This is a genomic window from Rothia koreensis (assembly GCF_004136575.1).
GTDB lineage: Bacteria > Actinomycetota > Actinomycetes > Actinomycetales > Micrococcaceae > Rothia > Rothia koreensis.
Map to the genome: position 1 here is coordinate 16668 of NZ_NOIQ01000007.1, position 24806 is coordinate 41473.

The 24806-nt window shown below is 66.7% G+C and carries 15 protein-coding genes; 13 read left to right on the forward strand and 2 right to left on the reverse strand.

Annotated features, from left to right (window positions below):
• The first annotated feature begins 231 nt into the window (after positions 1-231).
• The 8 genes from EWU68_RS07060 (at position 232) to EWU68_RS07095 (ending at position 14490) form a co-directional block, all read left to right on the forward strand.
• Positions 232-1347 (forward strand): glycosyltransferase, encoded by a 1116-nt coding sequence (locus EWU68_RS07060; protein ID WP_129315425.1) that lies wholly within the window; start codon positions 232-234, stop codon positions 1345-1347.
• Positions 1348-1458: 111 nt separating this feature from the next.
• Entirely contained in the window at positions 1459-5088 is a 3630-nt protein-coding gene (locus tag EWU68_RS07065; RefSeq protein WP_274542740.1) for an ABC transporter ATP-binding protein, read from the forward strand.
• A gap of 66 nt (positions 5089-5154) precedes the next feature.
• On the forward strand, positions 5155-6321 hold the full coding sequence (locus tag EWU68_RS07070; RefSeq protein ID WP_129315426.1) for a heme/hemin ABC transporter substrate-binding protein: 1167 nt from the start codon (positions 5155-5157) through the stop codon (positions 6319-6321).
• Positions 6322-6333: 12 nt separating this feature from the next.
• Complete coding sequence (locus EWU68_RS07075; protein ID WP_129315427.1) at positions 6334-7386, forward strand: FecCD family ABC transporter permease; 1053 nt, start codon at positions 6334-6336, stop codon at positions 7384-7386.
• Positions 7383-8222: a heme ABC transporter ATP-binding protein gene (locus EWU68_RS07080; protein WP_129315428.1), complete on the forward strand. Its 840-nt coding sequence runs from the start codon at positions 7383-7385 to the stop codon at positions 8220-8222. The genes EWU68_RS07075 and EWU68_RS07080 overlap by 4 nt, the downstream gene beginning before the upstream one ends.
• Positions 8223-8282: 60 nt before the next feature.
• Positions 8283-10025, forward strand: coding sequence for a (2,3-dihydroxybenzoyl)adenylate synthase (locus EWU68_RS07085; RefSeq protein WP_129315429.1), 1743 nt, complete (start codon positions 8283-8285; stop codon positions 10023-10025).
• Positions 10026-10186: 161 nt separating this feature from the next.
• Positions 10187-10426, forward strand: coding sequence for a phosphopantetheine-binding protein (locus EWU68_RS07090; protein ID WP_129315430.1), 240 nt, complete (start codon positions 10187-10189; stop codon positions 10424-10426).
• On the forward strand, positions 10426-14490 hold the full coding sequence (locus EWU68_RS07095) for a non-ribosomal peptide synthetase (RefSeq protein WP_129315431.1): 4065 nt from the start codon (positions 10426-10428) through the stop codon (positions 14488-14490). Before EWU68_RS07090 ends, EWU68_RS07095 begins: the two co-directional genes overlap by 1 nt.
• A gap of 99 nt (positions 14491-14589) precedes the next feature.
• On the opposite strand, the gene EWU68_RS07100 is transcribed toward EWU68_RS07095, so the two are convergent.
• Complete coding sequence (locus tag EWU68_RS07100; RefSeq protein ID WP_129315432.1) at positions 14590-15384, reverse strand: serine hydrolase; 795 nt, start codon at positions 15382-15384, stop codon at positions 14590-14592.
• Positions 15385-15432: 48 nt separating this feature from the next.
• Entirely contained in the window at positions 15433-17367 is a 1935-nt protein-coding gene (locus tag EWU68_RS07105; RefSeq protein ID WP_129315433.1) for an acyltransferase family protein, read from the reverse strand.
• Between the two features lie 196 nt (positions 17368-17563).
• Here EWU68_RS07105 and dapB point away from each other — a divergent pair, with 196 nt between their 5' ends.
• From dapB to EWU68_RS07130, 5 genes are all read left to right on the forward strand, one after another.
• On the forward strand, positions 17564-18319 hold the full coding sequence (gene dapB, locus EWU68_RS07110; protein ID WP_129315434.1) for a 4-hydroxy-tetrahydrodipicolinate reductase: 756 nt from the start codon (positions 17564-17566) through the stop codon (positions 18317-18319).
• Between the two features lie 3 nt (positions 18320-18322).
• Positions 18323-18940, forward strand: a complete 618-nt coding sequence (locus EWU68_RS07115; RefSeq protein WP_129315435.1) for a hypothetical protein — start codon at positions 18323-18325, stop codon at positions 18938-18940.
• Between the two features lie 21 nt (positions 18941-18961).
• On the forward strand, positions 18962-19891 hold the full coding sequence (dapA, locus tag EWU68_RS07120; RefSeq protein WP_156265439.1) for a 4-hydroxy-tetrahydrodipicolinate synthase: 930 nt from the start codon (positions 18962-18964) through the stop codon (positions 19889-19891).
• Positions 19892-19942: 51 nt separating this feature from the next.
• On the forward strand, positions 19943-21649 hold the full coding sequence (locus EWU68_RS07125; protein ID WP_129315436.1) for a ribonuclease J: 1707 nt from the start codon (positions 19943-19945) through the stop codon (positions 21647-21649).
• A 114-nt stretch (positions 21650-21763) separates the two neighbouring features.
• Positions 21764-24781: an FtsK/SpoIIIE family DNA translocase gene (locus EWU68_RS07130; protein WP_129315437.1), complete on the forward strand. Its 3018-nt coding sequence runs from the start codon at positions 21764-21766 to the stop codon at positions 24779-24781.
• Positions 24782-24806 lie beyond the last annotated feature (25 nt).

A 24806-nucleotide genomic window follows, 5' to 3' on the forward strand; every position in this document is an offset into this window, starting at 1 on the left:
GGGATCCACTTGTCCTGCGGCCAGCCGAGTGGCCCATAAAATAAGCTACAGAAATCTAAGCTATTCCACACGGAATCGGGAGGCGCAAGCTGGATGTGCCGTAAGTCTCCGGTATGACGCCCCGAACCAGGGGATGAGGTAGTCAATGGACTTTGTCTTCGCGATTTGGTTAGGCTCTACAAACGCCGGGCAAAGCCAGGCCAAGCTCCCCCAAATTTTGCAAGGAATCCCATGAGAGTTCTCGTCATCGGTCCGCCCCTCTACGGTCTCCTGTACCCCGTGATCTCGCTGGCACAGGGCCTGAGGGCCTCGGGGCACGACGTCGTCGTCGGGACCGCCGGAGACATGTCCCACCGTGTGGCCGAAGCCGGCCTGGTGTCCTTCGATGCGGCACCCGGCCTGGACCCCGACGCCGAGTACCGGCGTCGTGAGGAGGAGCGCAAACGGGCCAATATCGGGACCGCGCCGGGGGACTTCTCCTTCTTCAGCCACGAGATGACGGACCGTCTCGTGGAATTCACCGGTTCCTGGACACCCGACCTGATCGTCTATCCGCCCCTGGGCGTGGTCGGGCGACTCCTGGGCGCCAGATTCGGTATCCCCACGGTCCTGCAGACCGTGGGCTTCGCCCACCAGCAGAAGCACGTGGACACGGTGACCCACTCTCTCCGCGAGAAATTCGCGCAGCACGGGGTCTCGGAACCTCGCGAGGATCTGACCTGGCTCGACGTCGCACCACCGAGCATGAGCGTCCTCGACCACCCGTCCGAGCTGACCATGCCACTGAGGTATGTGCCCTACAACGGAGGCGCGGTCTTCCAGGACTGGTGGGTCCGGCCGGATCGTCCCCGGGTTCTCGTCAGCCTCGGCACCCTGAAGCCCATGGTCGATGGGCTCGACCTGATCGACTGGGTTCTCCACCGGGCCGACGAACTCGACGCCCAGGTGGTGCTGCAGCTCAAGGACAACGCCCGGGAAGAGCTCGTCGAGGAACTGCCGGACAACGTGACCCTCACCGACTGGATCCCGATGGGCGGCCTGGTCGAGAACTCGGACGTGTTCATTCATCACGGTGGTGCAGGCAATACCTTCACAGCTCTGGCCGCGGGCGTTCCTCAGATCGTCTTCGGCGAGGGCGCAGACCGCCCGATGAATGCGCGGATCGTGCAGGAGCGCGGGTGCGGCATCGTTCCCGGCGACGGCGGCCTCACCGCCGAGACGATCCGCTCCGTCGTCCACGGTCCCGAGTACAGGGAACAGGCGGAAGAAGTCCGGTCCGAGATCCGCGGCATGCCCGGTCCTGCCGAGGTTGCCGACCGTCTCTCCGGCGTGCTGGTGGGGGTGTAGACGATCGTATCCACCACCGAATCCCAGACGGATCGTGAACACAACGAGGGATACCTCCGGCGCCTGCTGAGGGTTTGTTGCGAATTTCCCGGCCTCGTCGGTCTCATCCTCGTGGTATCCGTGGCGACCATCGCTGCCGTCGTCGCCGGCCCCCTCCTGACCAGGCAAGGCGTCAACGGCGCTATGGCCGGCGACGTGTCCCAGCTGTGGTGGCTCGGTGCCGGGCTGGTCGGAATCGCGGCCTTCGACTTCCTGGGCGATTACCTGCGCAGGTTCACGGCAGGAAAGCTGTCCCTCCGGGTGCAGCACAGGCTCCGCAGCCGCGTCTTCGACTCGATCCAGCGACTCGACGGCCCGGCCCAGGATTCACTGCGCACCGGGCAGGTGGTCTCCCGGACCAACAACGACCTCCAGCAGGTCCAGTCGATGATGCAGATGTGCCCCGTGCCCGTCTCCGTCATCTCCTACTACGTGTTCGGTATTGCGGTCATGCTCTGGCTCTCGCCGAGCCTGACCCTGATCGCCGTCGGCGTGGTCGCCTTGTTGGGCTTCACCGCGTGGCGGACGCGCAAGCGCGTCTTCGAGACCTCGGCCGCCGCCCAGCACGACGTCGGGCAGATCACCGAGAACGTCAGGTCCGCCCTGTCCGGGATCTCCGTGGTCAAATCCTTCGTTCAGGAGACGCGACACATCCGGTGGGTCGAGAAGGCCAGTCGATCGTTGTTCTCGCGCCGCATGCAAACGATGCGTGCGCAGGCGGCCCCGAGCGCGACCATGCTCGCGCTGCCGCCGGCCGGACAGGCGGCGCTCCTACTCGTCGGCGGGTGGCAGGTCACCACGGGCCGGTTGGACCTGGGGACCTTCGTTGCCTTCTCCACGTACCTGAGCATGCTCACGGGGCCGACCCGCGTGATGGCTTCGTTCCTGGTGATCGCTCAGAGGACGCGCACCTGCGCCGAGCGCATCTTCGAACTCATGGATGCTCGACCCGAGATGAAGGACGGCGCGGCACACCCGCCCCGCAGCACGGGCCTGCAACTGAAGAACATCTCCTTCGGCTACACCTCGGACGAACCCGTGCTCCACGACGTCAGCCTGACCGTGCGCCCCGGAGAAACGGTGGCCGTGGTCGGCGCATCCGGGTCCGGCAAGTCGACCCTGGCTCTGCTCGCGCCCCGGTTCTACGACGTGACCGGAGGATCCGTGCTGATCGGCGATCCCTCTGCGGACGAGACGACCGAGACGGACGGCCAGCGCGACATCCGCGAGCTCAGGCTCTCGGAACTGAGACGGGAAGTCGGCGTCGTCTTCGAAGACCCCTTCCTCTTCCGCGCGACCGTGCGGGAGAACATCGCTTACGGAACCCCCGACAGCTCCGAAGAACAGGTGCGTGCGGCGGCGATCGCTGCGGGCGCCGATGAGTTCATCGTCCAGATGGAGCAGGGCTACGAGACCGAGTTGGCCGAGGGCGGCCGGAACCTCTCCGGAGGGCAGCGGCAACGCATCGCGCTCGCGAGGGCCCTGCTCACACAGCCGAGAGTCCTGATCGTCGACGACGCCACGAGCTCCGTGGACGCGACCACCGAGAGCGGCATCAATGCGACCCTGCGTCACTATGCCAGGTCCGGGGAGGGGAGCCACCACGGTGACGCCGTGGATCCGGCGTCGTCCAAGTGCACTCTGCTCATCGCGCGCCGACGGAGCACGCTCGACATCGCCGACAGGATCGTCGTGCTCGACGACGGCCGAACGGTCGGCGAAGGAACCCGCGAGCAGCTCATGCGTTCCTGCCCGCAGTTCGCCGACCTCATGGCCGGCGGTCACGAGGAAATCGACCGGGTGTCCGGAGAATCGGATCTCTGGCCCGACGCCGAGACCACGGAACCGGCGGAGCCCGCGCTCGGCGCCGACGTGCCCGAGGACGCGCAGGCCGACCTGGGCGGCTGGCTCACCCGGCTTCCCGATGCCGCGGCGTCGATGGCCGCCGACCCGAAGGTCACCCGCGTGGCCCAGATGCTGAAGCCGGCCAAGGGACTCTTCACGGCGGCCCTGGTGCTCATCGCCCTGAGCTCGTTGGCCACCGTCCTGGTCCCGCTCATGATCCAACGCGGTATCGACGAAGGCATCGCCCCGGGCGACCACAGGAGACTGCTGTTCTACGCGATCCTGGCGTGGTCCCTCATCGCCGGAGACTGGATCTTCTACATCGGTCAGTCCTTGTTCAGCGCGAAGGGCTCGGAGTCCGTGCAGTACGGGGTCAGAGTGCGCAGCTTCAGGCACGTGCTCGGATTCTCCCTGCCGTACTTCGAGAAGGAACAGGGCGGCCAGGTCATGACACGACTCACGGTCGACGTGGACTCCCTCTCGCGATTCCTCCAGTCCGGCCTGGTCAACGGGTTGATGTCCCTGATCACGATGTTCGGTATCGGCGTCGCGATGCTCGTGTTCAACCCTTTGCTCGCCGTCATCGCACTGTCCCCGATTCCGCTGGTCCTGGCCGCCACGATCATCTTCCAGCGTCTCTCGACCAAGGCATACGACAGGGCCAGGGAAGACATCGGGAAGGTCAACAGCTCCCTGCAGGAGAACATTTCGGGCCTGCGCGTGGTCCAGTCCCACGGGAAGCAGTCGATCGCTTCCCAGTTCTTCCAGAAGGTCTCGGACGCATACAGGGTGTCCCGCGAAAAGGCCCAGCGGTACATCGCTCTGTACTTCCCGTTCGTGGTCTTCTGCTCGCAGGTCTCGAACGCCCTCGTCCTGGTTGCCGGGGCCCGGTTCGTCGCGGACGGAACGGTGACCCCAGGTGTCCTGGCCGCGTTCCTGCTGTTCCTCGGGCAGTTCTACGGGCCGATCCAACAGTTGGCGAATATTTTCGATTCGTTCCAGCAGGCGCGGATCGGGCAGAAGCGCACGGACGAGCTGCTCGCGATGCCGCAGGAGGAGCCCGACGTCGTCGAGAGCGATCGCACGTCCGCGGACGGGTCCCGTCTTTCCGGCGACATCCGCCTCGACGATGTCTCCTACACGCACGACGGCGCCGTCGAACCCGCCCTCAAGAACATCGATCTCACCCTGGACCAGGGGTCCAGCCTCGCCGTCGTCGGGAGCACCGGCGCCGGCAAGACCACCTTGGTCAAGGTCATGGCCTGGCTCTACGAGGCCGAGACCGGGCGGGTCGAGATCGGGGAGCGGGACAGGGGAGGCCTCGACCGTGAGACGTACCGTCGTCGCGTCGGGGTCGTGGGCCAGGCGCCCCACCTGTTCGACACCACGATCGCCGAGAACATCCGCTACGCGCGCCCCGATGCGACGGACGCCGAGGTCGAGGCCGCGGCCCGACGCAGCGGCGCGATCCTGGCCATCGCCCGCCTGCTTCGCGGATTCCACTACCAGGTCGACGACGGCGGATCGAACCTCGCGCAGGGCCACCGGCAACTCATCGCCCTCGCGAGGGCCGAGCTCGCCGGAACCGACCTGCTTCTGCTCGACGAAGCCACGGCGCACCTCGATGCGGCCTCTCAATCGGCCGTCATGGACGCGGTGGCCGCAACCGATGCGACCACGGTCATCGTGGCGCACCGCCTGGCGACGGCGGCCCGGTGCGATCGCATCGCCGTCATGGAACACGGCCGGATCGTGGAGTTCGGAACCCACGACGATCTGCTCGCGCAGGACGGCCGGTACCGGCGACTCACTGCGTCGGCCGAAGCGACGGTCGGCGCACCAACGACCTCGGGCTGACGAACCCTCCGCCAGCCCGCCCAGGAACGGGGCCGCCCCAGGCCCCCTGAGAAAAGGAAAGAAATCATGTCACCGCGCTATGAGAACGAACCACACCTCTCCACGACCGGTACCGAATTCGTCGACTCGTCGGAATCCGGATCACGGACCGGTCGGAGGCAGGGGCCGACATCCGGACGACGTCGCTCCGGGTCCGCCGCCGGGCTGATCGCGGCCCTGGGCATCGGCGCCCTCGTGCTGTCGGGATGCGGCGACGCGGGAAGCACAACCTCGGAGGCCGACCAGGCCAGCGCCAGTTCGTCGGAGACGACCGGCGACAGCAAACAGCTCAAGCTGCCCTCGGGCTGGAAGCACGCGGTGGGGACCACCGATTTCCAGGACGTCCAGGCTGACAGCAAACTGCCCACCACGGTGACCGACGGGACCGGGACCGAGGTGACGGTCAAGGACGCGTCCAAGATCATTTCCGCCGGTGACGGCATTTCCTCGACCCTGGCCGCGCTGGGCCTCAAGGACAAGATCTACGCCGCCCCGAACAACAGCACGTCCTCTGCGGGCAAGGATGCTCCCGAGCACTTCGAATTCAGCAAACAGACCGGTACGGAAGGCCTGCTGGCTCTGGACGGGTCGCTGTTCATCGGTGACAACACCAAGCGCCACGGAGACGTTGCCAAGCAGTTCCGCGACGCCGGAACGGACGCTGTCGTCGTCGACGACCAACAGAGCCAGGCCAAGAAGCTCCAGGCCGTCGCCGACTACGTGGGCGCTCACGACGCCGGGACCAAGCTGGTCGACAAGCTGAACTCCGACATGGACGCGGCCAAGAAGAAGGTCGACAAGTCCGACCTCAAGGGACACAAGGTCATCCAGGTGACCGCGACCGGTGCCGGCGGCGCAAACTCCGTGGCGGGAACCGGGACGCCCGGGACCGAGATGATCGAGAACCTCGGCATGACCTCCGTCGGAGCCGACAGCGGACTGCGTGGCCTGTCCCGTGAGTTCAGCAACGAGGGCATTCTCGCTTCGGATCCTGACGTGATCGTGATGGCCGAATCCGATTTTGAGTCCTGGGGCGGTGAGGACGGTCTGTGGGAGGCGTTCCCGACCCTGAAGGAGACGAAGGCCGGGAAGGAGAAGCACATCGTCGTCATGCCCGACGCCCAGATCCGCTACTCGAGCCCCGAGCTGGGAGCCGGTGCCGAAGCGCTCGCCAAAGCGATCTCGGAGTTCTGATCCCGCATGCCGATGACACGCAGTGAATCCGGCGGGACCGACATCCGCCGACTGCCGCTGGCCGTGACCCTGATCGCCGGACTCGTGATCCTGGCGGGGCTCATGGTCGTGTCCGTCTCGATCGGACCGGTGCGGGTCGTGCTCACCGATGTTGTGCACATTCTGCTCTCACCGGTCTTCGGCGGGGACGACTCGCTCAGTCAGAGGGACGTTTCGGTGGTCTGGCAGCTGAGGGTTCCCCGAATCCTGCTGGGCGTCATGGTCGGCGGGGCGCTGGCGATCTCCGGGGCGTGCCTCCAGAGCCTGTTCAACAACCCGCTGGCCGACCCCGGCATCGTCGGGGTCACCAGCGGGGCCTCGGTCGGTGCGGTCGGGGCGATCGTGCTGGCCGGCGGCTTCGCCTCCCAGTGGGTCGTCCCGTTGGGGGCCTTCGTCGCGGGTCTGGCCGTGACCGGGCTGATCTACGTGCTGGCCAGGCCGGGGCGGACCACCGGCACGGCGCGCATGCTGCTCGTCGGCATCGCGGTGGGCTCGGCGTGTCAGGCCCTGGTGGGCTTCTTCACGTACATCGCCGACGACAGCCAGCTCCAGACCCTGGTGTTCTGGCAGATGGGTTCGCTGGGGCGAGCGAACTGGGCCCAGCTGGTCGGGGTTCTCCCGATCTTCCTGATAGGCCTCGTCCTGGTCCTGCGGCTCTCGAAGACGCTCGACGTCCTGACACTGGGGGAGAGGCAGGCCCAGCATCTGGGCCTCAACGTGAAGTTGAGCCGGCTCGCGATCATCGTGACCACGGCACTCCTGACCGCGGCCGCGGTGGCCTTCGCCGGATCGATCGGATTCGTCGGGCTCGTGGTCCCGCACATCATGAGATTCCTCGTGGGCCCCGGGCACAAGGCCCTGCTCCCGGCATCCGCGATCGCGGGTGCCGTTCTGGTGGTTGCGGCGGATGCCGCGTCTCGCACGCTCAACCCGCCGACCGAGATCCCGATCGGGCTGTTCACGGCCGCCGTCGGTGCGCCGTTCTTCCTGTTCCTGATCCTTCGTGAGAAGAGGAGGATCTCATGATTCGAGGCAAACGAAACCGTTCGGACGCGTCGACGTCCGCGGGCTCGTCGCCAACGGCGCGAGACCCCCACACGCCTGTCGTCGAGGTGCGGTCCGTCAGCTATGCGATCGGGCCCAAGACCCTGATCGACGACGTCGCTTTCGATCTGCTTCCCGGCACGGTCACCGCACTGGTCGGGCCCAACGGGGCAGGAAAATCGACCATGCTCGGGCTGCTCGCGGGCGACTTCGTTCCCCAGCACGGCGAGGTGCTGATCGGCGGGCGGGCCCCCGGGCAGTGGCGCCCTCTCGAACTTGCCCGGGAACGGTCCGTGATGCTCCAGCAGCAGACCACCCATTTCGGATTCAGCGTGGAGGAAGCCGTGGCCATGGGGCGTCTTCCGCACGACGTCGACGAGGAACGAGACCGGGAGATCGTCGAATCGGCCCTCGAGGAGTCCGACGTCGCGCGACTTCGACGACGAGACGTCACCACCCTGTCCGGCGGCGAATCGGCGAGAGTCGCCTACGCACGGACGGTCACCCAGACCACACCGATCGTGCTCCTGGACGAGCCGACCGCCGCACTCGACCTCCAGAACCAGGAAGCTCTGCTGCGATCGACCCAGCGACTGGCAGGGAACGGTGCCGCCGTGGTCGTGGTCCTTCACGACCTCAATCAGGCGGCACGCTATGCGACCCGCGTGCTGATGTTTTCCCGCAGCCGACTGGTGGCCGACGGGGCGCCCCCTGAGGTCCTCACCCCGGAACGGATCGAGGACGTCTACGGGCAGAAAGTCCATCTCTTGGAGCATCCCCAGACCGGGGCCCCGGTTCTGGTGCCCGTGCACGACTGACCGGCAGGCCTGCGCCCCGGCGTCCGTTGCACGCACCGACTGACATGAAGGAAGGAAACCATGACCCAAACCGCGCTGACCGGCCGAACGGGCCTGGCCGAGTACCCAGGGATTCCCGAAGAATTCGCCGCGAAGTATCGCGCGGCCGGCTACTGGATCGACGAGACCTTCCAGGATTTCGTCCTGGACCGGTGCGACCGATTCGCGGACCGGACCGCGCTCGTCGCCTCTTCGTCACGGGACCCCGAAACGGGCAGCCTGGCGACCCAGACCTGGACGTACGCTGACTTGGAGGACGAAGCCAGGCGTTCGGCCCGAACACTCCTGGACGTCGGCGTCGCGCCGGGAGACCGGGTGATCCTGCAACTGCCCAACACCGCCGAGTACATGGCCTACCTCTGCGGGGCATTCCTCGTGGGTGCCTTGCCCGTCTTCGCCCTGCCCAAGCACAGGGCGAGCGAACTGGGCCACTTCGCCCGAAAGACCGACGCGGCGGCCCACATCGTCTGTCAGGGGGCCGAAGGATTCGATTACCTCGGTCTCTACCGGGAGTACGCCGACGGCATGCGGGCCGAAGGCCTCCAACCCCCGGTTCTGATCGAGGCGAGCGGGCAGGTGACCGAGAGCGAGGACGGCGTCGTCGCCATCCTGGACCGTCCGGAACCCCTGCTCGACCTTCCCAGGCCCGTGCGCAACCGAGGGGCCGAGCGGCTGAGCGAGAACGTGGCGTTCCTCCAGCTGTCCGGAGGGACCACCGGAATGTCCAAACTGATTCCGCGAACCCACGCCGACTACCTCTACTCGGTCAGGGCCTCGGACCCGATCTGCGGTGTGGATCGCGAGACCAGAATGCTCGTGGTCCTGCCCGCGGCACACAATTTCACGATGAGCTCTCCGGGGATCCTCGGGGTGCTGCACGAGGGAGGCAGCCTCGTCTTCGCGGCGGACCCGAGCCCGCAGACCGCGTTCTCCCTCATCGAGCAGGAACGGGTCACGATGGCATCGCTGGTGCCGCCCCTGCTGCAGGCGTGGATACTCTCGGCCCAGAGGAGGTCACCGGACCTCTCGAGCCTCAGGACCGTTCAGGTCGGCGGGGCCAAGCTCGCCCCGAGCGTGGCCGAAAAAGTCGGCCCGGTCCTCGGCGCTCGGCTCCAACAGGTCTTCGGCATGGCCGAGGGACTGGTCAACTACACGAGGGACACGGATCCGGAGGAACTCGTCGTCCGGACACAGGGAGTCCCCATCAGCCCCGACGACGAGCTGCTGGTCGTCGACGACGACGACCGTCCCGTGGCCGAGGGCGAAACCGGTCACCTCCTGACCCGTGGCCCCTACACGATCCGCGGCTACTACCTGGAGGACAAGGCCAACCGCTTCGGCTTCACCGAGGACGGGTACTACCGAACCGGCGACATCGTCCGGCTGCACCCCACGGGGCACGTCGAGGTCACCGGGCGGTCGAAGGACCAGATCAATCGGGCCGGAGAAAAGATCGCGGTGGACGAGATCGAGGACGTGGCCCTCAGCGCCGACGGGGTGGCCGACGCCGTCGTCGTCGGGATACCCGATGACGACCTCGGAGAACGCGTCGGCCTGGTGGTCCTGCCCCGGGACGACGCCGACTTCGGCGTGGACCCGAGAACCTGGTTCCGCGAATGGTTCCGGGAACGGGGGATCGCGGAATTCAAGATCCCGGAACGCGTCGAGATCCGTCGGGACCTGCCTCTGACCAACGTCGGCAAGATCTCGCGCCGCCACCTCAGGACCGCCCTGGCCGAGGACCTCGCCGCGTCTCGACCCTGAACCCGGCAGACGCCCAACCTATCGGCGGATCCGGGACCCGCAGGCGGGTCGGGACCCACCAGTGGGGACGGGACCACGAAGCACACGATTGCCGTCGCGGCGCTCCGCCGTCGCGGTGCGCCTCATCATTGCCCTGTCATCACCGCACAAGGAGAAGAAACATGATCGACGATTCGACACTCAAGTCAGTCCTGGCGCCGCACTTGCGCGAGGAAGGGGCCTTGGACAAGGCCTTCCATGACCCCACGGCCAACCTGTTCGACCTGGGGATGGATTCCATCTCGGCATTCGCCCTCCTGGACGACCTCCAGGATCACGGGGTGGGCCTGGAATTCACGGAGTTGATCGCTGACCCCAGCGTCGGATTCCTCCGCGAAGCATCGGAAAGGGCCCAGTCATAGTGGACCGGAATGCCCCGCCCTGGTACCCGCTCACGGATGCGGCGCGCGGAATAGGGTTCGCGACTCGACTCGACCCGGACAATCCTTGCTACAACACTGCCGAATGCGTCGAATTCACCGAGCCGGTGGACGCGAAGGCGCTACGATCCGCGCTCGGAACCGTGTACGCGGAGAATGAGGGATTCCGGGTCGAACTGGACCAACGCGGCAGCGAGCTCGGCTGGCGCTCGCTCGACATCGACGAATTCCTCGGTCGCGTCACCGTCGGGCGCAGCATCAGGCTCGAGGCCACGCCCGCCGAGGCGCGACGGACGGTGCTCGATTGGTGCGCGGAAGCGGTGCGCACGGCCCTCGACGTCGAACGGGGGCGCACCGTGGATTCCGCGATCATCGAATGCGGCGGCCGCCAATGGTTCTACCACTGTTTCCACCACCTGGTCGCCGACGGATTCGCCGCATTCGACGCCCTGCGCCGGGTGGGACAGGTCTACGGGCGGATTCTCGAGGGCGAGGCCCCCGAGCCGGCTCACAGGCCAGGGCTCGCGGAGCTGCGGGCCCAGGACGCCTCTGACGCCGAGCGCCGAGCCGCCGATCTCGAGGCCTGGTCGGAACGGCTCGATCAGGAGGACACACCGACGGATTACTCTCTCGCGCAACGCGAGGCCGCACCCTCGGCCACGGCGCACAGGTTTGCCCTGCCGGTCGACGTGAGTCTCCAGGAGGCGATCGTCGAGGTCGCCCGCGGTGAGGGGGCACAATGGCCGACGGGCGTCGTGGCCGCCGTCGGTTCGTACCTCTCCCGAGCCCTCGGCGTGCCCCAGGCCGGCTTCGGCGTTCCCCAGATGAACCGGGCCCTGTCCGGTGCACCTCGAGTCGCCGCCCGCACGGGATGCACCGCGGTGAATGTGTTGCCCGTCCATGTCTCCGCCCTCACGCGCCCCCAGGACCAAGTGCGGCAGGTCAGGGACCAGATGGTGTTCAACCACGAGCACGCTCTGGCCCGCCAGGAAGACCTGGAAAGGCAGGCCGCGCGTCGAGGCGGTCGGGCCTTCGGGGCCCAGATCAATGTGGTGCCCTTCGACGCCGTCCTGCGATTCGGCCCGTGCCGGGCTCAGGTCCACAACGTGTCCGCGGGCCCGGTTCCTGACATGACGGTGTGCCTGAGGGGCATGCCCGGTCGGGGGCACGACCTCAGCCTCGAGCTGACCGCGAACCCCGAGCTGTATTCCCCGGAGGAAACCGAACGCCACGCGCATCGAATCCTGCGATGGATGCGTTCGTGGACCGAGGCAGCAAGGACGAGAACGCCCACCGCGCAGCTCGACCAGGCGCTTCCCGAGGAAATCGAACGTATTCGCAGCCTGTCAGCCACGGAGCACGAGGTCGAGGCTCGAACGCTTCTCGAGCGATTCGAGGAGCAGGCCGAGCGCACCCCGGAGGCACGTGCCCTGCGCGAAGGACCCGCCTACGGTTCCACGGGTTGCTTCGGGGGTGGAGAGAGAACCTACGCCGAGCTGGTCCGCGCGTCCCGTGAGGTCGCCGAGGGGCTCTCCGCCGCCGGTGTGGCCCCGGGCGACGTCGTCGGGCTCCGCGTCGAGCGCGGCGTCGAACAGTTCGAGCTCCTCTACGGCCTGTTGTACGCCGGGGCCGTGTACCTGCCGATCGACCCGACCCTTCCCGTCGGCCGCGTGACGGCCATGCTCGAGGACGCCGAGTGCTCGACACTGATCAACGGGACCGGCCTGGCGTTGCCGGACTTCTCCGAGGCCGCGACTGGGACCGACGCCGCTTCCCATACCGCACCCGTCCGTCTCCTGGAGGCTCGGGAGGTCTACCGCCTGGGACGCGAGACCGGGACACGAACCCCCTCCGAGGACTACCCGGGCCGTCGAACCCGTCCGGACGATCTGGCCTATGTCCAATTCACCTCCGGCTCGACCGGGCGTCCCAAAGGCGTGCCGATCACGCACCGGGCCCTGGACAACAGGTTGCGCTGGCAACAGCACCTGATTCCGATCGATGGGTCCGACAGGATCGCTCACAAGACGGCGATTTCCTTCGATGTCCACGTGTGGGAGCTGTACTGGCCGCTCCAGGAGGGCGCATGCGTCGTGATCGCGGCCCCCGAGGGGCACAAGGATCCCGAGTACTTGGCCCGCCTCCTCCGGGACGAGGCGGTCACGGGCCTGCACTTCGTGCCGACGATGCTCTCGGCGTTCATCTCGACCCCCTCCGTCCGTGCCCTCCTGGGTGACGAACGAGTCGCGCTCCGCCACATCGTGTGCAGTGGTGAGGCGCTGACCAGGGAACAGGTCCGAGGTACCGTCGACCTCGTGGGCGTTCACCCCTTGAATCTGTACGGCCCGACCGAAGCCGCGATCGACGTCACGGCCTGGGACACGGAAACGGACCCTGACGCCGCCGTCGTGCCCATCGGACGCCCGGCCTGGAACACCGGATGCCACGTTGTCGATCCCACGGGCCACCTGTGTCCGCCAGGTATACCCGGGGAGCTGTGCCTGTCGGGTGTCCAGGTCATGTCCGGGTACCTCAATCGACCGGACGCCGACGCCGCTGCCCTGGACACGATTCCCCTGGGCAGGGGCCGCGGCCGGCCCGGATCGCCCGACGTGTCCTCGCCCGAGCCTGAGACGCTCCGGGTGTACCGCACCGGCGACCTGGCCGTGTGGCGAGAGGACGGCGTCCTGGAGTACAGGGGGCGCCGGGACCACCAGATCAAGATCCGGGGCCAGCGACTCGAACTGGGGGAAGTGGAAGCGGTCCTTGCCGACGTCGAGGGCGTCCACGCCGCCGTCGTTCTGGTCAAGAGCATCGGCGGACAACAGACGCTGGCAGCCTTTGTCGAGGGCGACGCCGAGCGCGGCGACGACCTCCTGGCCTCGGCCAAACGTCATGCCGCAGCCGTGCTGCCCGAGTACATGGTCCCCGCGCTGTGGTCGCGTGTGGACGGCATGCCCGTGACCACCAACGGCAAGGCGGACCGGAGGGCCCTGGATGCGATGGAACTGGCCCTGCCGGACCAGGGAGGCGTGCCCCGGTCGCTGAAGGAACAGACGGTCTGCATGATCTTCGCCGACGTCCTCGACGTGCCCTCGGTCGGCCCGGACACGGATTTCTTCTCGGCCGGGGGAGCATCACTGAGCGCCCTCGAGCTCGGGATCCGCGTCGAAGAACAGTTCGGAACGCCGTGTTCCCTCGCAAAGATCTTCGCCCATCCCACGCCCGGGTCCCTGGCCGAGTCTCTCGAGGACGATGACGCGGGCGAGCTCGAACCCGTCCTGCGGCTGCGCCACGGTCAGGATCCGGACGCGACGCCTGTCGTGTTCCTCCCTCCCGCTGGGGGGCTCGGGTGGTGTTACGCCTCGTTCCTGAAGCACCTTGATCCGTCGTCGTCCGTCTGGACCCTCCAGGCCAGGCAGTTCTCGGACCCCTCGTCGCGATGGCCCGAGACCCTGGAAGAGCTCGCGGAGGACTACGCCGCATCCCTGTCCGCGATCGCGCCGCACGGTTGCATCCTGGCCGGATGGTCCGTGGGAGGGATCGCGGCCGTCGACGTCGCCGCGCGGGCCGCACGGCACGGGGTCGACGTCGAGAAGGTCGTGCTGTTGGATGCGTACCCGCCGACCTACTGGCGAGCCCGTCCGGAACCGACCGAGTCCGATCTCTGGATCGCGCTGATGCGCATGGGTGGGATCGAGCCGCGGGAGGTGCCCGGCGACTTGGCCGGAACCGTCGCCGCGCTCAGGGAGCATGGCTCTCCGTTGGCGAACCTGGACGACGCATCGTTGCGCACGTGCATCACGTCGGTGTGGAAGGCGATGGGCTACACGAGGGGCCGCGATCCCCAGGCATTCGCCGGCCGGCTGATCCTGTGCTCGGCGCGGGACAGCCTGGAGGCCGGTGCCGATCCCGACGCGTGGTTGCCGTGGTGCGACGAACTGGAGACCCACGTCGTCGAGGGCGACCATGCATCGGTGCTCCGAGGCGCCAACGCCGAGAGGGTCGCGCAATGGCTGGTCCCGGACGTGGCGGTACGGCCATGACCCCTGCGCGACGTGGAAGTCTTGTGCAGATTCCGGGGCGAAATCCGCACAACGTTGCCACCTCGCGGTGGGTGCGGGCGGCCGCGCGCGGGGCGGGAGCTAGTTCCCGCCCAGCCCGAGCGCGGCGACGAGTCCGGCGATGACCTCGTCCGCCGCGTTCTCTTCGTAGCCCTGGGTGCACACGGCCAAGTAGCGGCAATCCTCGGAGCCTGGGTCCCCGATGAATGCGACGTCGTGCCGGTACCCCGGAACTTCGCCGGATTTCGACCCCCAGCGGATGCCAGAGGCGAGCGATCTCCCGATCGGGGGAATCGTCTGTGCCTCCAGAGCCTCGACGAAGAGCGAAACCACGTCGCGCGGCACGTCCCGTCCCGGCCCGAGATCGCCCGTGACCGTGGCCCGCATGAGTTTCGTCAGATCACCGGCGGTCGTCTCGTTCGTCAGCCCTTCGTCCTGGGCCGCGGGGTCCCCGATCAGTCGTTCGACGCGCGTCGACTCGAGGCGCAGGTCCGCGAAGACCTGGGCCACGGCGTCGATCCCCACCGCACCCAAGAGAATGTTGGTTGCTTCGTTGGACGAACGAGAGATCATGAGGCGGCAGAGGTCCGCGACCGAGAGGTCGGTACCGTCCGCCGGGAATTCGGGGTCGAGATGGTCTCCGGTGAGGCAGAACCGTTCGCCACTGGCCCCCTCGAAGCTCCTCGTGGCCCCGTACACGGACCGGAGGGAGAGATCCCCGGCGGCCACGGCCCGGCCCACGGCAAGGGCGATCCCCAATTTGATGGTCGATGCCGCGTAGTAGACGGTTTCGGGCTGGTGGCTCGCGAGCCGCCGTCCGACCTGGTCGCACCAGGAGAAGCTCACTGAGGGGAGGAGCGCGCTGTGATCTGCCATGATTCCGAACCTAGCAGAGCCCATGGCACGCCGGACCGCCGGTACGGGTCAGTCCTGCGCCGACCCGGAAGAGGCCGTGCGGTCGGCAAGCTTTTTCTTCGCCTCCCCAACGGCGTCGGCGACCGTCTGGGCATAGAGGTCCTGCCCCGGGGGTTCTGGATGGACGCCGTCGGAGACCATCAGGTCGGGCCTGCCGTCCGAGGCCTTGGCCCAGTCCGCGACGACGATCTTGTCGCTCTTCTTCCCCGCGGACCGGACCGTCTCGTTGGAGGTCTTGACCCAATCGAGCTTTGGCGGGGCCTGGCCCGTGACCAGCACGATTTCCCGGGTCTGATCCGATTCGGCCAGGTCGGTGAGGGTATCGACGTCCTCCTGGGTCATCCCGGAGTTGGTCGACAGGGAAACGACCACGATCCGGCCCAGCTCGTGCTTGTCGCGTTGTTTCCTGGCGATGTCCAGACCGTCGGAGACCTCCCGGCTGACCTTGGCATCGACTGAGATCCCGGGCATTTTTGACCGCAGGTCGTCGGCCGCGGACACGGTCACGGAATCGCCGATCATCGTCACGTCCTTGCCGTCCGGCGTCGGCTCGTAGGGACTGGGGCCGGACGGGCTCGGGGTAGCGGACGGCGACGTCTCCGGCTGGTCCAGGACGTCCTTGCCCTTCGAGATGACCGACTGCGCCTGGGTCCTCTCGGGTGCCTGCAAGCACGCGGCCACCGTGCCGGAGACGGTGACCACGGCCACGAGCATGGCCCCGACCGCGGCCCACCGCACGTTCCCGGGTCGCTTGAGGGCCCGGAACAGGGCGGCCGTGGCACCGAGGAAACCTTTGCGTCGGACCGGTTGCTCGAGCCACTTGTACGACGCCGCCGCGACGACCACGGTGGCCGCAAGGACACCGATGTTCTTGGGCGTCTCCCATATCGTGGGCGCGCCGTAGTGCATGAGGGTCAGCATCGGCCAGTGCCAGAGGTACAGCCCGTAGGAGCGCTTGCCGACCCACTCGAAGGGAGCCAGCGAGAGGAACCGTCTCAGGCCGGCGGCACCCGTGCCGCGGACGTCGGGAAGGAGACACTGGATCACGCCCAGGCCCAGAAGCGACGCGGCGACCAAACCCCATGGGGCCAGCAACTCAGGGTCCTCTTCCGTCAGGAACCGTGCCAGAACGGGCAGGAGCACCAGGCTGCCCCAACCCACCAGGATGCGAACCACGTTGAGGCCCGGCGAATAGGCCTTCTCCACCGCGGGGACCCGGGTGTCCTGCCGTGGCGGGTACATGCTCCACGGCACCATGAGCGCCAGGACGGCGCCGAACATGAGCCCGAAGGCGTGCGAGTCGAGACCGTAGTAGCTGCGGATCATGTCGCCCTTGGCGGCGGTCCACGCCGCCATCGCCACCACGGATCCGGTCGCGAGGACGGCAGGCACCAGGGTCCGCTTCCGCCAGGACCTGACCAGGATGCACGTCGTCACCAGCACGATCGGCCACGCCAGATAGAACTGTTCCTCGACCGCGAGCGACCAGAAATTCGTGAACAGCTCGGGAGAGGTCCGTGTGAAGTAGTCATTGTCGGCGACCACGTTCGCCCAGTTGGAGGTGTACGTCAGGGAGGTCATCACCTGGCGTGGCATCTCCACCAGAACGTCCCCGCCGAGGAACAGGGCCACGGAGGTGCACACGAGCACGCACAGCACCATCGCGGGCACCAGGCGGCGCAACCGGCGCATCCAGAACTGCGGCAGGTGCATCATGCCCGTGTACGCGGCCTCGCGGAGCAGCAGGGCCGTGATGAGGTATCCGGAAATCACGAAGAACAGATCGACGCCGACGAGCCCTCCCGGCAACGCCATCGGCCACACGTGGTACACGATCACCAGGACGACGGCGATCGCACGGAGCCCGTCGAGTCCGCGCAGGACGAAGCGTTCCTGCCCCGCCCGGGGCGGAACGGACGAGTCGAAGAGTATCGGGGGTGTCATGGGGCGACGCGGTTCCTAGCAACGAGAATCGGGGTCGATGTCGGTAATGGTCCGGGGTCGAAGTCCGTAATGATTACCAGAACATGGTAGTAGTCCGAGCCCCGTTGAGAGGCCACTGTGGACAAAGCTTCGGAGGAGTTCGGCACAGAGACGGAACGAATCGGTGGTTTGTCGATGCGGCGATAGGGTGGAGGACATGACTGATGTGATCAAGGTTGCTGTACTCGGCGCGTCCGGAAGGATGGGCTCGGAAGCCGTCAAGGCCGTGGAATCGGCGGAGGACATGGAACTGGTCGCGGCACTCGGCTCGGGTGACTCGCTCGACCGGACGGACGGGGCCGGAGCCGACGTCGTCGTCGACCTGACCGTTCCGGCGGCCAGCGAGGAGAACGTCCGCTACGCCGTCGAGCACGGAATGCATGCCGTGGTTGGGACCACGGGGTGGGACGAGGCCAAGCTCGATCGGTTGCGTGGGCTGCTCGAGGAGCACCCTGGCACAGGTGTCCTGATTGCCCCCAACTTTGCCATCGGAGCCGTTCTCACGGGCAAATTCGCCGCCACGGCGAGCAAGTACTTCGAATCGGTCGAGGTCGTCGAGCTGCACCATCCCAACAAGCTCGATGCGCCTTCGGGCACCGCCGCCCACACTGCTCGGGAGATCGCGGAGGCGCGTCGGAGCGTCGGTCGCGGACCGAGCCCGGACGCGACCGAATCCGACCCGCAGGGTGCGCGCGGGGCCGTGGTCGACGACGTCCACGTCCACGCGGTTCGCTTGAGGGGCCTGGTGGCCCACGAGGAGATTCTCCTCGGCGACGAAGGCCAGCAGCTGTCGATCCGCCACGATTCCTTCGACCGCGTTTCCTTCATGCCCGGCGTCCTGCTGGGCATCAGGACCGTGGGGCAGCGCCCCGGCCTGACCCACGGCTTGGACGGCTACTTGGACCTGGACTGACGCGTGCGAGGACTGAAAATCTTCACCGGGGCGGCCGTCGTCCTGGTCGCCATCACCGTCTGGCTGCTTCCGGTTCCGGCCGGAACACGGCTGTTCATCATGGTCATTCTCGCCTTCAGTGCGGCCTTCGTCTTCATCGATTCGACGAACAAGGGGAAGACCTTCGCCGCCGTGACCGTGGCGCTCCTGGCCCTCTACCTGGTGGTCACTCTCCAGAGAGGGGTGCTCCTGGTCGGGTCCGGAAATCTCGCCGGAATCCTCCTGGGGGCGGGCCTCATCGTCCTCCCGCTCATCGGGGCCTGGGCGCTGATCAAGGAGGTCCTCTTCGGTATTCGCGTTCAGCAGTTGGCCCGGATCCTGGGGCGTGAGGGCGGGTTGCCCGAAGACAACCTGCCGCGGACGGCGTCGGGCGGTATCGATCGCGACGCGGCCGACGCCGATTTCGCGCGCTACCAGCACGAGGTCGAGGCCGAGCCGGAGGACTGGCGGACCTGGTTCCGACTTTCCTGCGCCTATGATGCCGCGGGAGACCGGAAGAGGGCCAGACGGTCGATGCGCGATGCGGTCGCCCTGTATCGGGGACGCCCGGCCAAGGCCTTGTCACAGGGCGAGGAAGCCTGAAAGTGCTGTAGCCTGGGAACCATGCCTGAGTCTTCGATCGCGAACACCGCCACAGTCGAGCCCCTTTTCGGTCGCCTGCTGACCGCCATGGTCACGCCCTTCGCGGCCGACGGATCCGTGGACGAGGAGGCCACCGCAGCGCTCGCCCGCGAACTCGTCGAGCGCGGCAACGACGGCCTGGTCGTCTGCGGCACCACCGGTGAATACTCCACGATGACCGACGAGGAGAACGCCCGCGTCTTCCGCATCGTCAAGGATGCGGTGGGAGACAGGGCGTCCATCATCGCGGGCGTCGGGTCCAACGACACCAGCCACACGATTCACGTGGCCGGGCTCGCGGAAGAAGTCGGCGTCGACGGCCTGCTGGTCGTGACCCCGTATTACAACAAGCCGACCCAGGCGGGCCTGCTGGCGCACTTCCGGGCCGTCGCCGACGCCGTCACGACCCCGATCATGCTCTACGACATTCCGGGCCGCGCGGGAATCCAGATCGAGGCCGAAACCCTGATTGCGCTCGCCGAGCACCCGAATATCGTTGCGGTGAAGGACGCCAAGGCGGACTTCGCGAGCGCTACCGAGGTTCTGTCCCGCACGGACCTCCAGTTCTATTCCGGCGACGACGGCCTGACCCTCCCGTGGATGTCCGTGGGTGCCACGGGACTGATCGGTGTGACCACCCATGTGGTCCCCGAACAGTTCCGGGACCTCATCGACGCGGTGGTCCGCGGCGATCTCGCAACCGCCCAGCGCCTCCACCAGGAGACGCATCCGGTGGTCACGGCGACCATGACCCGGGTTCCCGGCGCTGTGGCCGCAAAAACAATTCTTCAATGGCAGGGACGGCTCGCAACCTCCACGGTGCGCCTGCCGCATGTCGAACCCACCGAGGCCGAGACCGCACGAATCCGGTCCGACCTCGAGGGTTCGATTGCCGCCTCAAGCATCAGATAACATCCGGGCCCCGCTGCTGAGGCGGGGCCCTCACCTTCAGAAAGGGGTCCCGTGACCCAGATACCCACCGATTTGCCGAAGCCTCCGAAGCTCAAGAAGGACACGCTGCGTGTCCTGACTTTGGGTGGACTCGGAGAGGTCGGCCGCAACATGACGGTCTACGAACTCAACGGAAAGCTGTTGGTCGTGGACTGCGGGGTTCTCTTCCCCGAAGAGACCCAGCCCGGCGTCGACCTGATTCTGCCCGATCTGAACCACATCCTGGACCGCCTCGATGACATCGTCGCCATTGTGCTGACGCACGGTCACGAGGACCACATCGGCGCGGTTCCGTACCTGCTCAAGCGTCGCCCCGACATTCCCCTGATCGGTTCGCAGCTGACCCTGGCGCTGGTCGAAGCCAAGTTGCAGGAGCACCGCATCCGGTCCACCAGCATCGCCGTCGAGGCGGGCGACGTCGAGGATCTGCGGCCCTTCGAATGCGAATTCGTGGCCGTGAACCACTCGATCCCGGACGCGCTCGCGGTGTTCATCAGGACGAAGGCCGGAAAGGTCTTGCACACCGGCGACTTCAAGATGGACCAGCTGCCGCTGGACGGCCGGATCACGGACCTCCGGCATTTCTCCCGGCTCGGCGAGGAAGGCGTGGATCTTTTCCTCCCGGACTCGACCAACGCCGAGGTGCCCGGCTTCACGCCCACGGAGAAGAACATCGGCCCCGTGCTTTCGGACGTCTTCCGCGATGCTCCGAAGCGAATCATCGTCGCTTCCTTCTCCTCGCACGTGCACAGGGTTCAGCAGGTCATCGATGCGGCGGTCGAGCGCGGTCGCAAGGTTGCCCTGTGCGGTCGTTCGATGGTCCGCAATATGTCCATCGCCGAGAAGCTTGGCTACCTGCAGGTGCCGGACAACGTGCTGATCGATCTGAAGCACGTGGACAATTACCGCGAGGACGAAGTGGTCCTCATGTGCACCGGCTCGCAGGGAGAGCCCATGGCGGCCCTTTCGCGAATGGCCAGCGGTGACCACAGGATCCAGATCGAGCAGGACGACACGATCGTGCTCGCCTCGTCCCTGATCCCCGGCAACGAGAACAGCGTGTACCGGGTCATCAACGGGCTGCTCAAGCTCGGCGCCAACGTGATCCACAAGGGCAATGCCAAGGTCCACGTGTCGGGTCACGCGGCCGCCGGCGAACTGCTGTACTGCTACAACATCCTCGAACCCAATTACGTGCTTCCGGTGCACGGTGAAGTTCGTCACCTCATCGCGAACGGAAAGCTGGCGATGGAGACCGGCGTGCCGGAAGAGAATGTCCTTCTGGGCGAGAGCGGTGTCGCCGTCGACATGAGAAACGGCGAGGCGCGCATCTCGGGCGCCGTCGATTGCGGGTACGTCTACGTCGACGGGAAGTCCGTGGGTGAGATCACGGATCAGGATCTCAAGGATCGTCGCACGCTGGGCGAAGAGGGTTTCGTCTCGATCGTGATCGTGGTCGACCGCAAGACCAAGCGTGTCGTGGCCGGTCCGGACATCCACGCCCGCGGTGTTGCGGAAGAGGACTCGGTCTTCACACCGATGATTCCCAAGATCACCGAGGCCCTGGAAGAGGCCCTGAACGAGAAGTCGTCCAAGCGCCTGAGCAATCACCAGATGCAGCAGATCGTGCGCCGGACGATCGGCCAGTGGATCGGCCGCAAGCTGCGCCGGAAGCCGATGATCATCCCCGTGGTGGTCGAGCACAACCAGGAGGGCTGAGGCCAGGAAACTCGCGGGGAGGACCCCCGCACCGATGGGGCGGTGATCCACAGATTCGGCCGGTTTCGACCCGGGCGAGTGTGGGTTCCGCCCTCATCGTCTACCCTGGAACATATGGCGACTCGTACTTCCCCCACCCCTCAGAAGGGCGCATCGCAGTCGCGGCGTTCGTCGAGCGGCACCAAGAAAGCCGCCACTCGTTCTTCGCGTGCGACCACTGACGCACCTGACCAGCCCAATTGGCTCGTCCGGGCGATTCTCGGTGCCTGGGTAGGTTGTGCCCACCTGGTCGGCGGTGCAATCCGTCGCATGGGCACGCTGCGCACCGAACTCGCCCCGGAGGACCGGCGCGACGGCGGAGCCCTGCTCATGCTCGTGCTCGCGCTGATCACCGCGGCCGTCGAATGGTGGAGCCTTGCCTCCGTGGGCCTGCAGGCCGTGTCCTGGCCGGCCATGGCGTGGCACGCCGTGGTTGCCGGGACCTTCGGGCGCATGGCCCTCCTGGCCCCGGTTCTGCTCGGCGGATTCTCGATCCGCGCCTTCAGACACCCGACCGAGATGGGGGCCAACAACCGCATCGCCGTCGGACTGTTGCTCATGGTCATCAGCGGTTCCGCGCTCTTCGACCTGGCCGCCGGTTCCCCGAGCGTGGAGGCTGGCCTGGACGCCGTCCGGAGCGGCGGCGGAATTGTCGGCCTGTTGGCCGGAGCCACGCTGTCCAAGCTCATCACGGTGCCCGGGACCATGACCCTGCACATTCTTCTGGCCCTGATTTCGGTCCTCATCGTCACGGCGACGCCGATACGCTCGATCATTCCGAACATCAGGTCCGCCTTCGGACGCCTCGTCGGGGACAAACCGCAGGAGAAGGGAGCCGATCTTTCGGCTCCTGAGCACGATCGAAGCTACCTCGACGACGAGTACGGGGAGCAGAAATCCGCCAAGCCGAAGCGGTCCCTGTTCGGCCGGCGCGAGAAGTCCGGGAACGAAACCGAGCCCCTGGACGGCTACGCCGGGGACGAGGCCTTCACGAGGGCCGTGGTCGACAAGAACGCGCCGAAGGGGGACCCCCACGGCGGGCGTCTGGGCACCGCACCCACCGAGGTCTTCGACCACGATTCCGCCGGGGAACCCGGGTCTGCGCCCAAGAAGAAGAAGTCCGAACTGTTCGACCTGGGCAAGTTCAACCGGGCCAAGTCGGCCCGGGAAGAGCAGCAGCGGGAGGCCGAACCCGAGCAGAGTTCCTTCGAGGACATGGACAGAACGCGCGTTATCGGTGGCGCCGATCCCGATGCGACTGAGGTCATCGACTCGGGCCAGCCCGCCCCGGATGCCCGGAAGCCGTCGCGGAGTTCATCCACCACCGAAACGTTGTCCGAGAATCCGCACGAAGGCGTCTCGCCGCTGGTCGAGAAGTCGAACCCCAAGGAAGCCGAGACATTCTCCGCGGATGATGCCTCGTCGTCGGACGATTCGATCCCGCACGCCCAGCCGCAGAACGGTGCGGCACGTGAGGCTGCGCTGTCGACCACTGACTATGTCCTTCCGCAGCAGAAGATGCTGGTCCAGGGTCCTCCCGCCAAGGAGCGTTCCGAGGTCAACGACTCGGTCGTCGAGGCACTGACCAACGTCCTCGACCAGTTCAAGGTCGACGCCCAGGTCACGGGTTTCTCCCGTGGCCCGACCGTGACCAGGTACGAGATCGAGCTCGGTGCCGGTACCAAGGTCGAGCGCGTCACCGCACTGTCGAAGAACATCTCCTACGCCGTGGCGAGCGCGGACGTGAGAATTCTTTCCCCGATTCCCGGGAAGTCGGCGATCGGCATCGAGATCCCGAATACCGACCGTGAAACGGTTGCGCTCGGGGACGTTCTGCGGTCCAACAAGGCACATGCTTCGCCGCACCCGATGGTTATGGGCGTGGGCAAGGACGTCGAAGGCGGATTCGTGGTGGCCAACCTGGCCAAGATGCCGCACATCCTCGTGGCGGGTGCCACCGGCGCGGGCAAGTCCTCGTTCGTCAACTCGATGATCACCTCGATCCTGATGCGGGCTACTCCCGACGAGGTTCGCCTGGTCATGGTGGACCCGAAGCGCGTGGAGCTGACGGCCTACGAGGGCGTGCCTCACCTGATCACGCCGATCATCACGAACCCCAAGAAGGCCGCCGAGGCCCTGCAGTGGGTTGTTCGCGAAATGGACGCGCGGTATGACGACCTCTCCCACTTCGGGTTCAAGCACATCGACGACTTCAACAAGGCCGTCCGTGAGGGCAAGGTCCAACCGGAACCGGGGTCCAAACGGAAGATCCGTCCGTACCCGTATCTGTTGGTGATTGTCGACGAGCTGGCCGATCTGATGATGGTCGCGCCCAGGGACGTCGAGGACGCGATCGTCCGAATCACGCAGTTGGCCCGTGCGGCGGGAATCCATTTGGTCCTGGCCACCCAGCGTCCGTCGGTCGACGTGGTGACGGGTCTGATCAAGGCGAACGTGCCTTCCCGGATGGCGTTCGCGACCTCGTCCGTCACGGATTCCCGAGTCGTGCTGGACCAGGCTGGGGCAGAAAAACTGATCGGCCAGGGCGATGCCCTGTTCCTGCCGATGGGTGCTTCCAAGCCGATGCGTGTCCAGGGCGCGTGGGTCTCGGAGTCGGAGATCCACGACGTCGTCGAGCACGTCAAGACGCAAATGCCGGTCAGCTACCGCGCCGACGTCATCCAGGACCAGCCGAAGAAGCAGATCGACGAAGACATCGGGGACGACCTCGACGTGCTGCTCCAGGCGGCGGAACTGATCATCAACTCGCAGTTCGGCTCGACCTCGATGTTGCAGCGCAAGCTTCGCGTCGGTTTCGCGAAGGCCGGGCGCCTCATGGATCTGCTGGAATCTCGGGAGATCGTCGGCCCGTCCGAGGGGTCCAAGGCACGCGATGTTCTGGTGGCTCCCGATGACCTTCCGGCGGCCCTTGCGAAGATTCGCGGTGAGGACCCTCCGGCCGGTTCGGGCGATGACCAGAGCGGGCAGGGAGACGACCCCGTCGAGGAGTCTCTGCAGAACGTCGCGACTGATTACAACGATCACGCGGACGAACCGAACGACGAGGACGCGTGGCAACTGACCGGTCGATGAGTTCGGTACCGGACGGCGCGAAGAA

Excerpts from the sequence above, each read along its gene's own strand:
- EWU68_RS07060 (WP_129315425.1), top strand. The coding sequence starts at position 232 with ATGAGAGTTCTCGTCATCGGTCCGCCCCTCTACGGTCTCCTGTACCCC.
- EWU68_RS07070 (WP_129315426.1), top strand. The coding sequence starts at position 5,155 with ATGTCACCGCGCTATGAGAACGAACCACACCTCTCCACGACCGGTACC.
- EWU68_RS07075 (WP_129315427.1), top strand. The coding sequence starts at position 6,334 with ATGACACGCAGTGAATCCGGCGGGACCGACATCCGCCGACTGCCGCTG.
- EWU68_RS07080 (WP_129315428.1), top strand. The coding sequence starts at position 7,383 with ATGATTCGAGGCAAACGAAACCGTTCGGACGCGTCGACGTCCGCGGGC.
- EWU68_RS07085 (WP_129315429.1), top strand. The coding sequence starts at position 8,283 with ATGACCCAAACCGCGCTGACCGGCCGAACGGGCCTGGCCGAGTACCCA.
- EWU68_RS07090 (WP_129315430.1), top strand. The coding sequence starts at position 10,187 with ATGATCGACGATTCGACACTCAAGTCAGTCCTGGCGCCGCACTTGCGC.
- EWU68_RS07100 (WP_129315432.1), bottom strand. The coding sequence starts at position 15,384 with ATGGCAGATCACAGCGCGCTCCTCCCCTCAGTGAGCTTCTCCTGGTGC.
- EWU68_RS07105 (WP_129315433.1), bottom strand. The coding sequence starts at position 17,367 with ATGACACCCCCGATACTCTTCGACTCGTCCGTTCCGCCCCGGGCGGGG.
- dapB (WP_129315434.1), top strand. The coding sequence starts at position 17,564 with ATGACTGATGTGATCAAGGTTGCTGTACTCGGCGCGTCCGGAAGGATG.
- dapA (WP_156265439.1), top strand. The coding sequence starts at position 18,962 with ATGCCTGAGTCTTCGATCGCGAACACCGCCACAGTCGAGCCCCTTTTC.
- EWU68_RS07130 (WP_129315437.1), top strand. The coding sequence starts at position 21,764 with ATGGCGACTCGTACTTCCCCCACCCCTCAGAAGGGCGCATCGCAGTCG.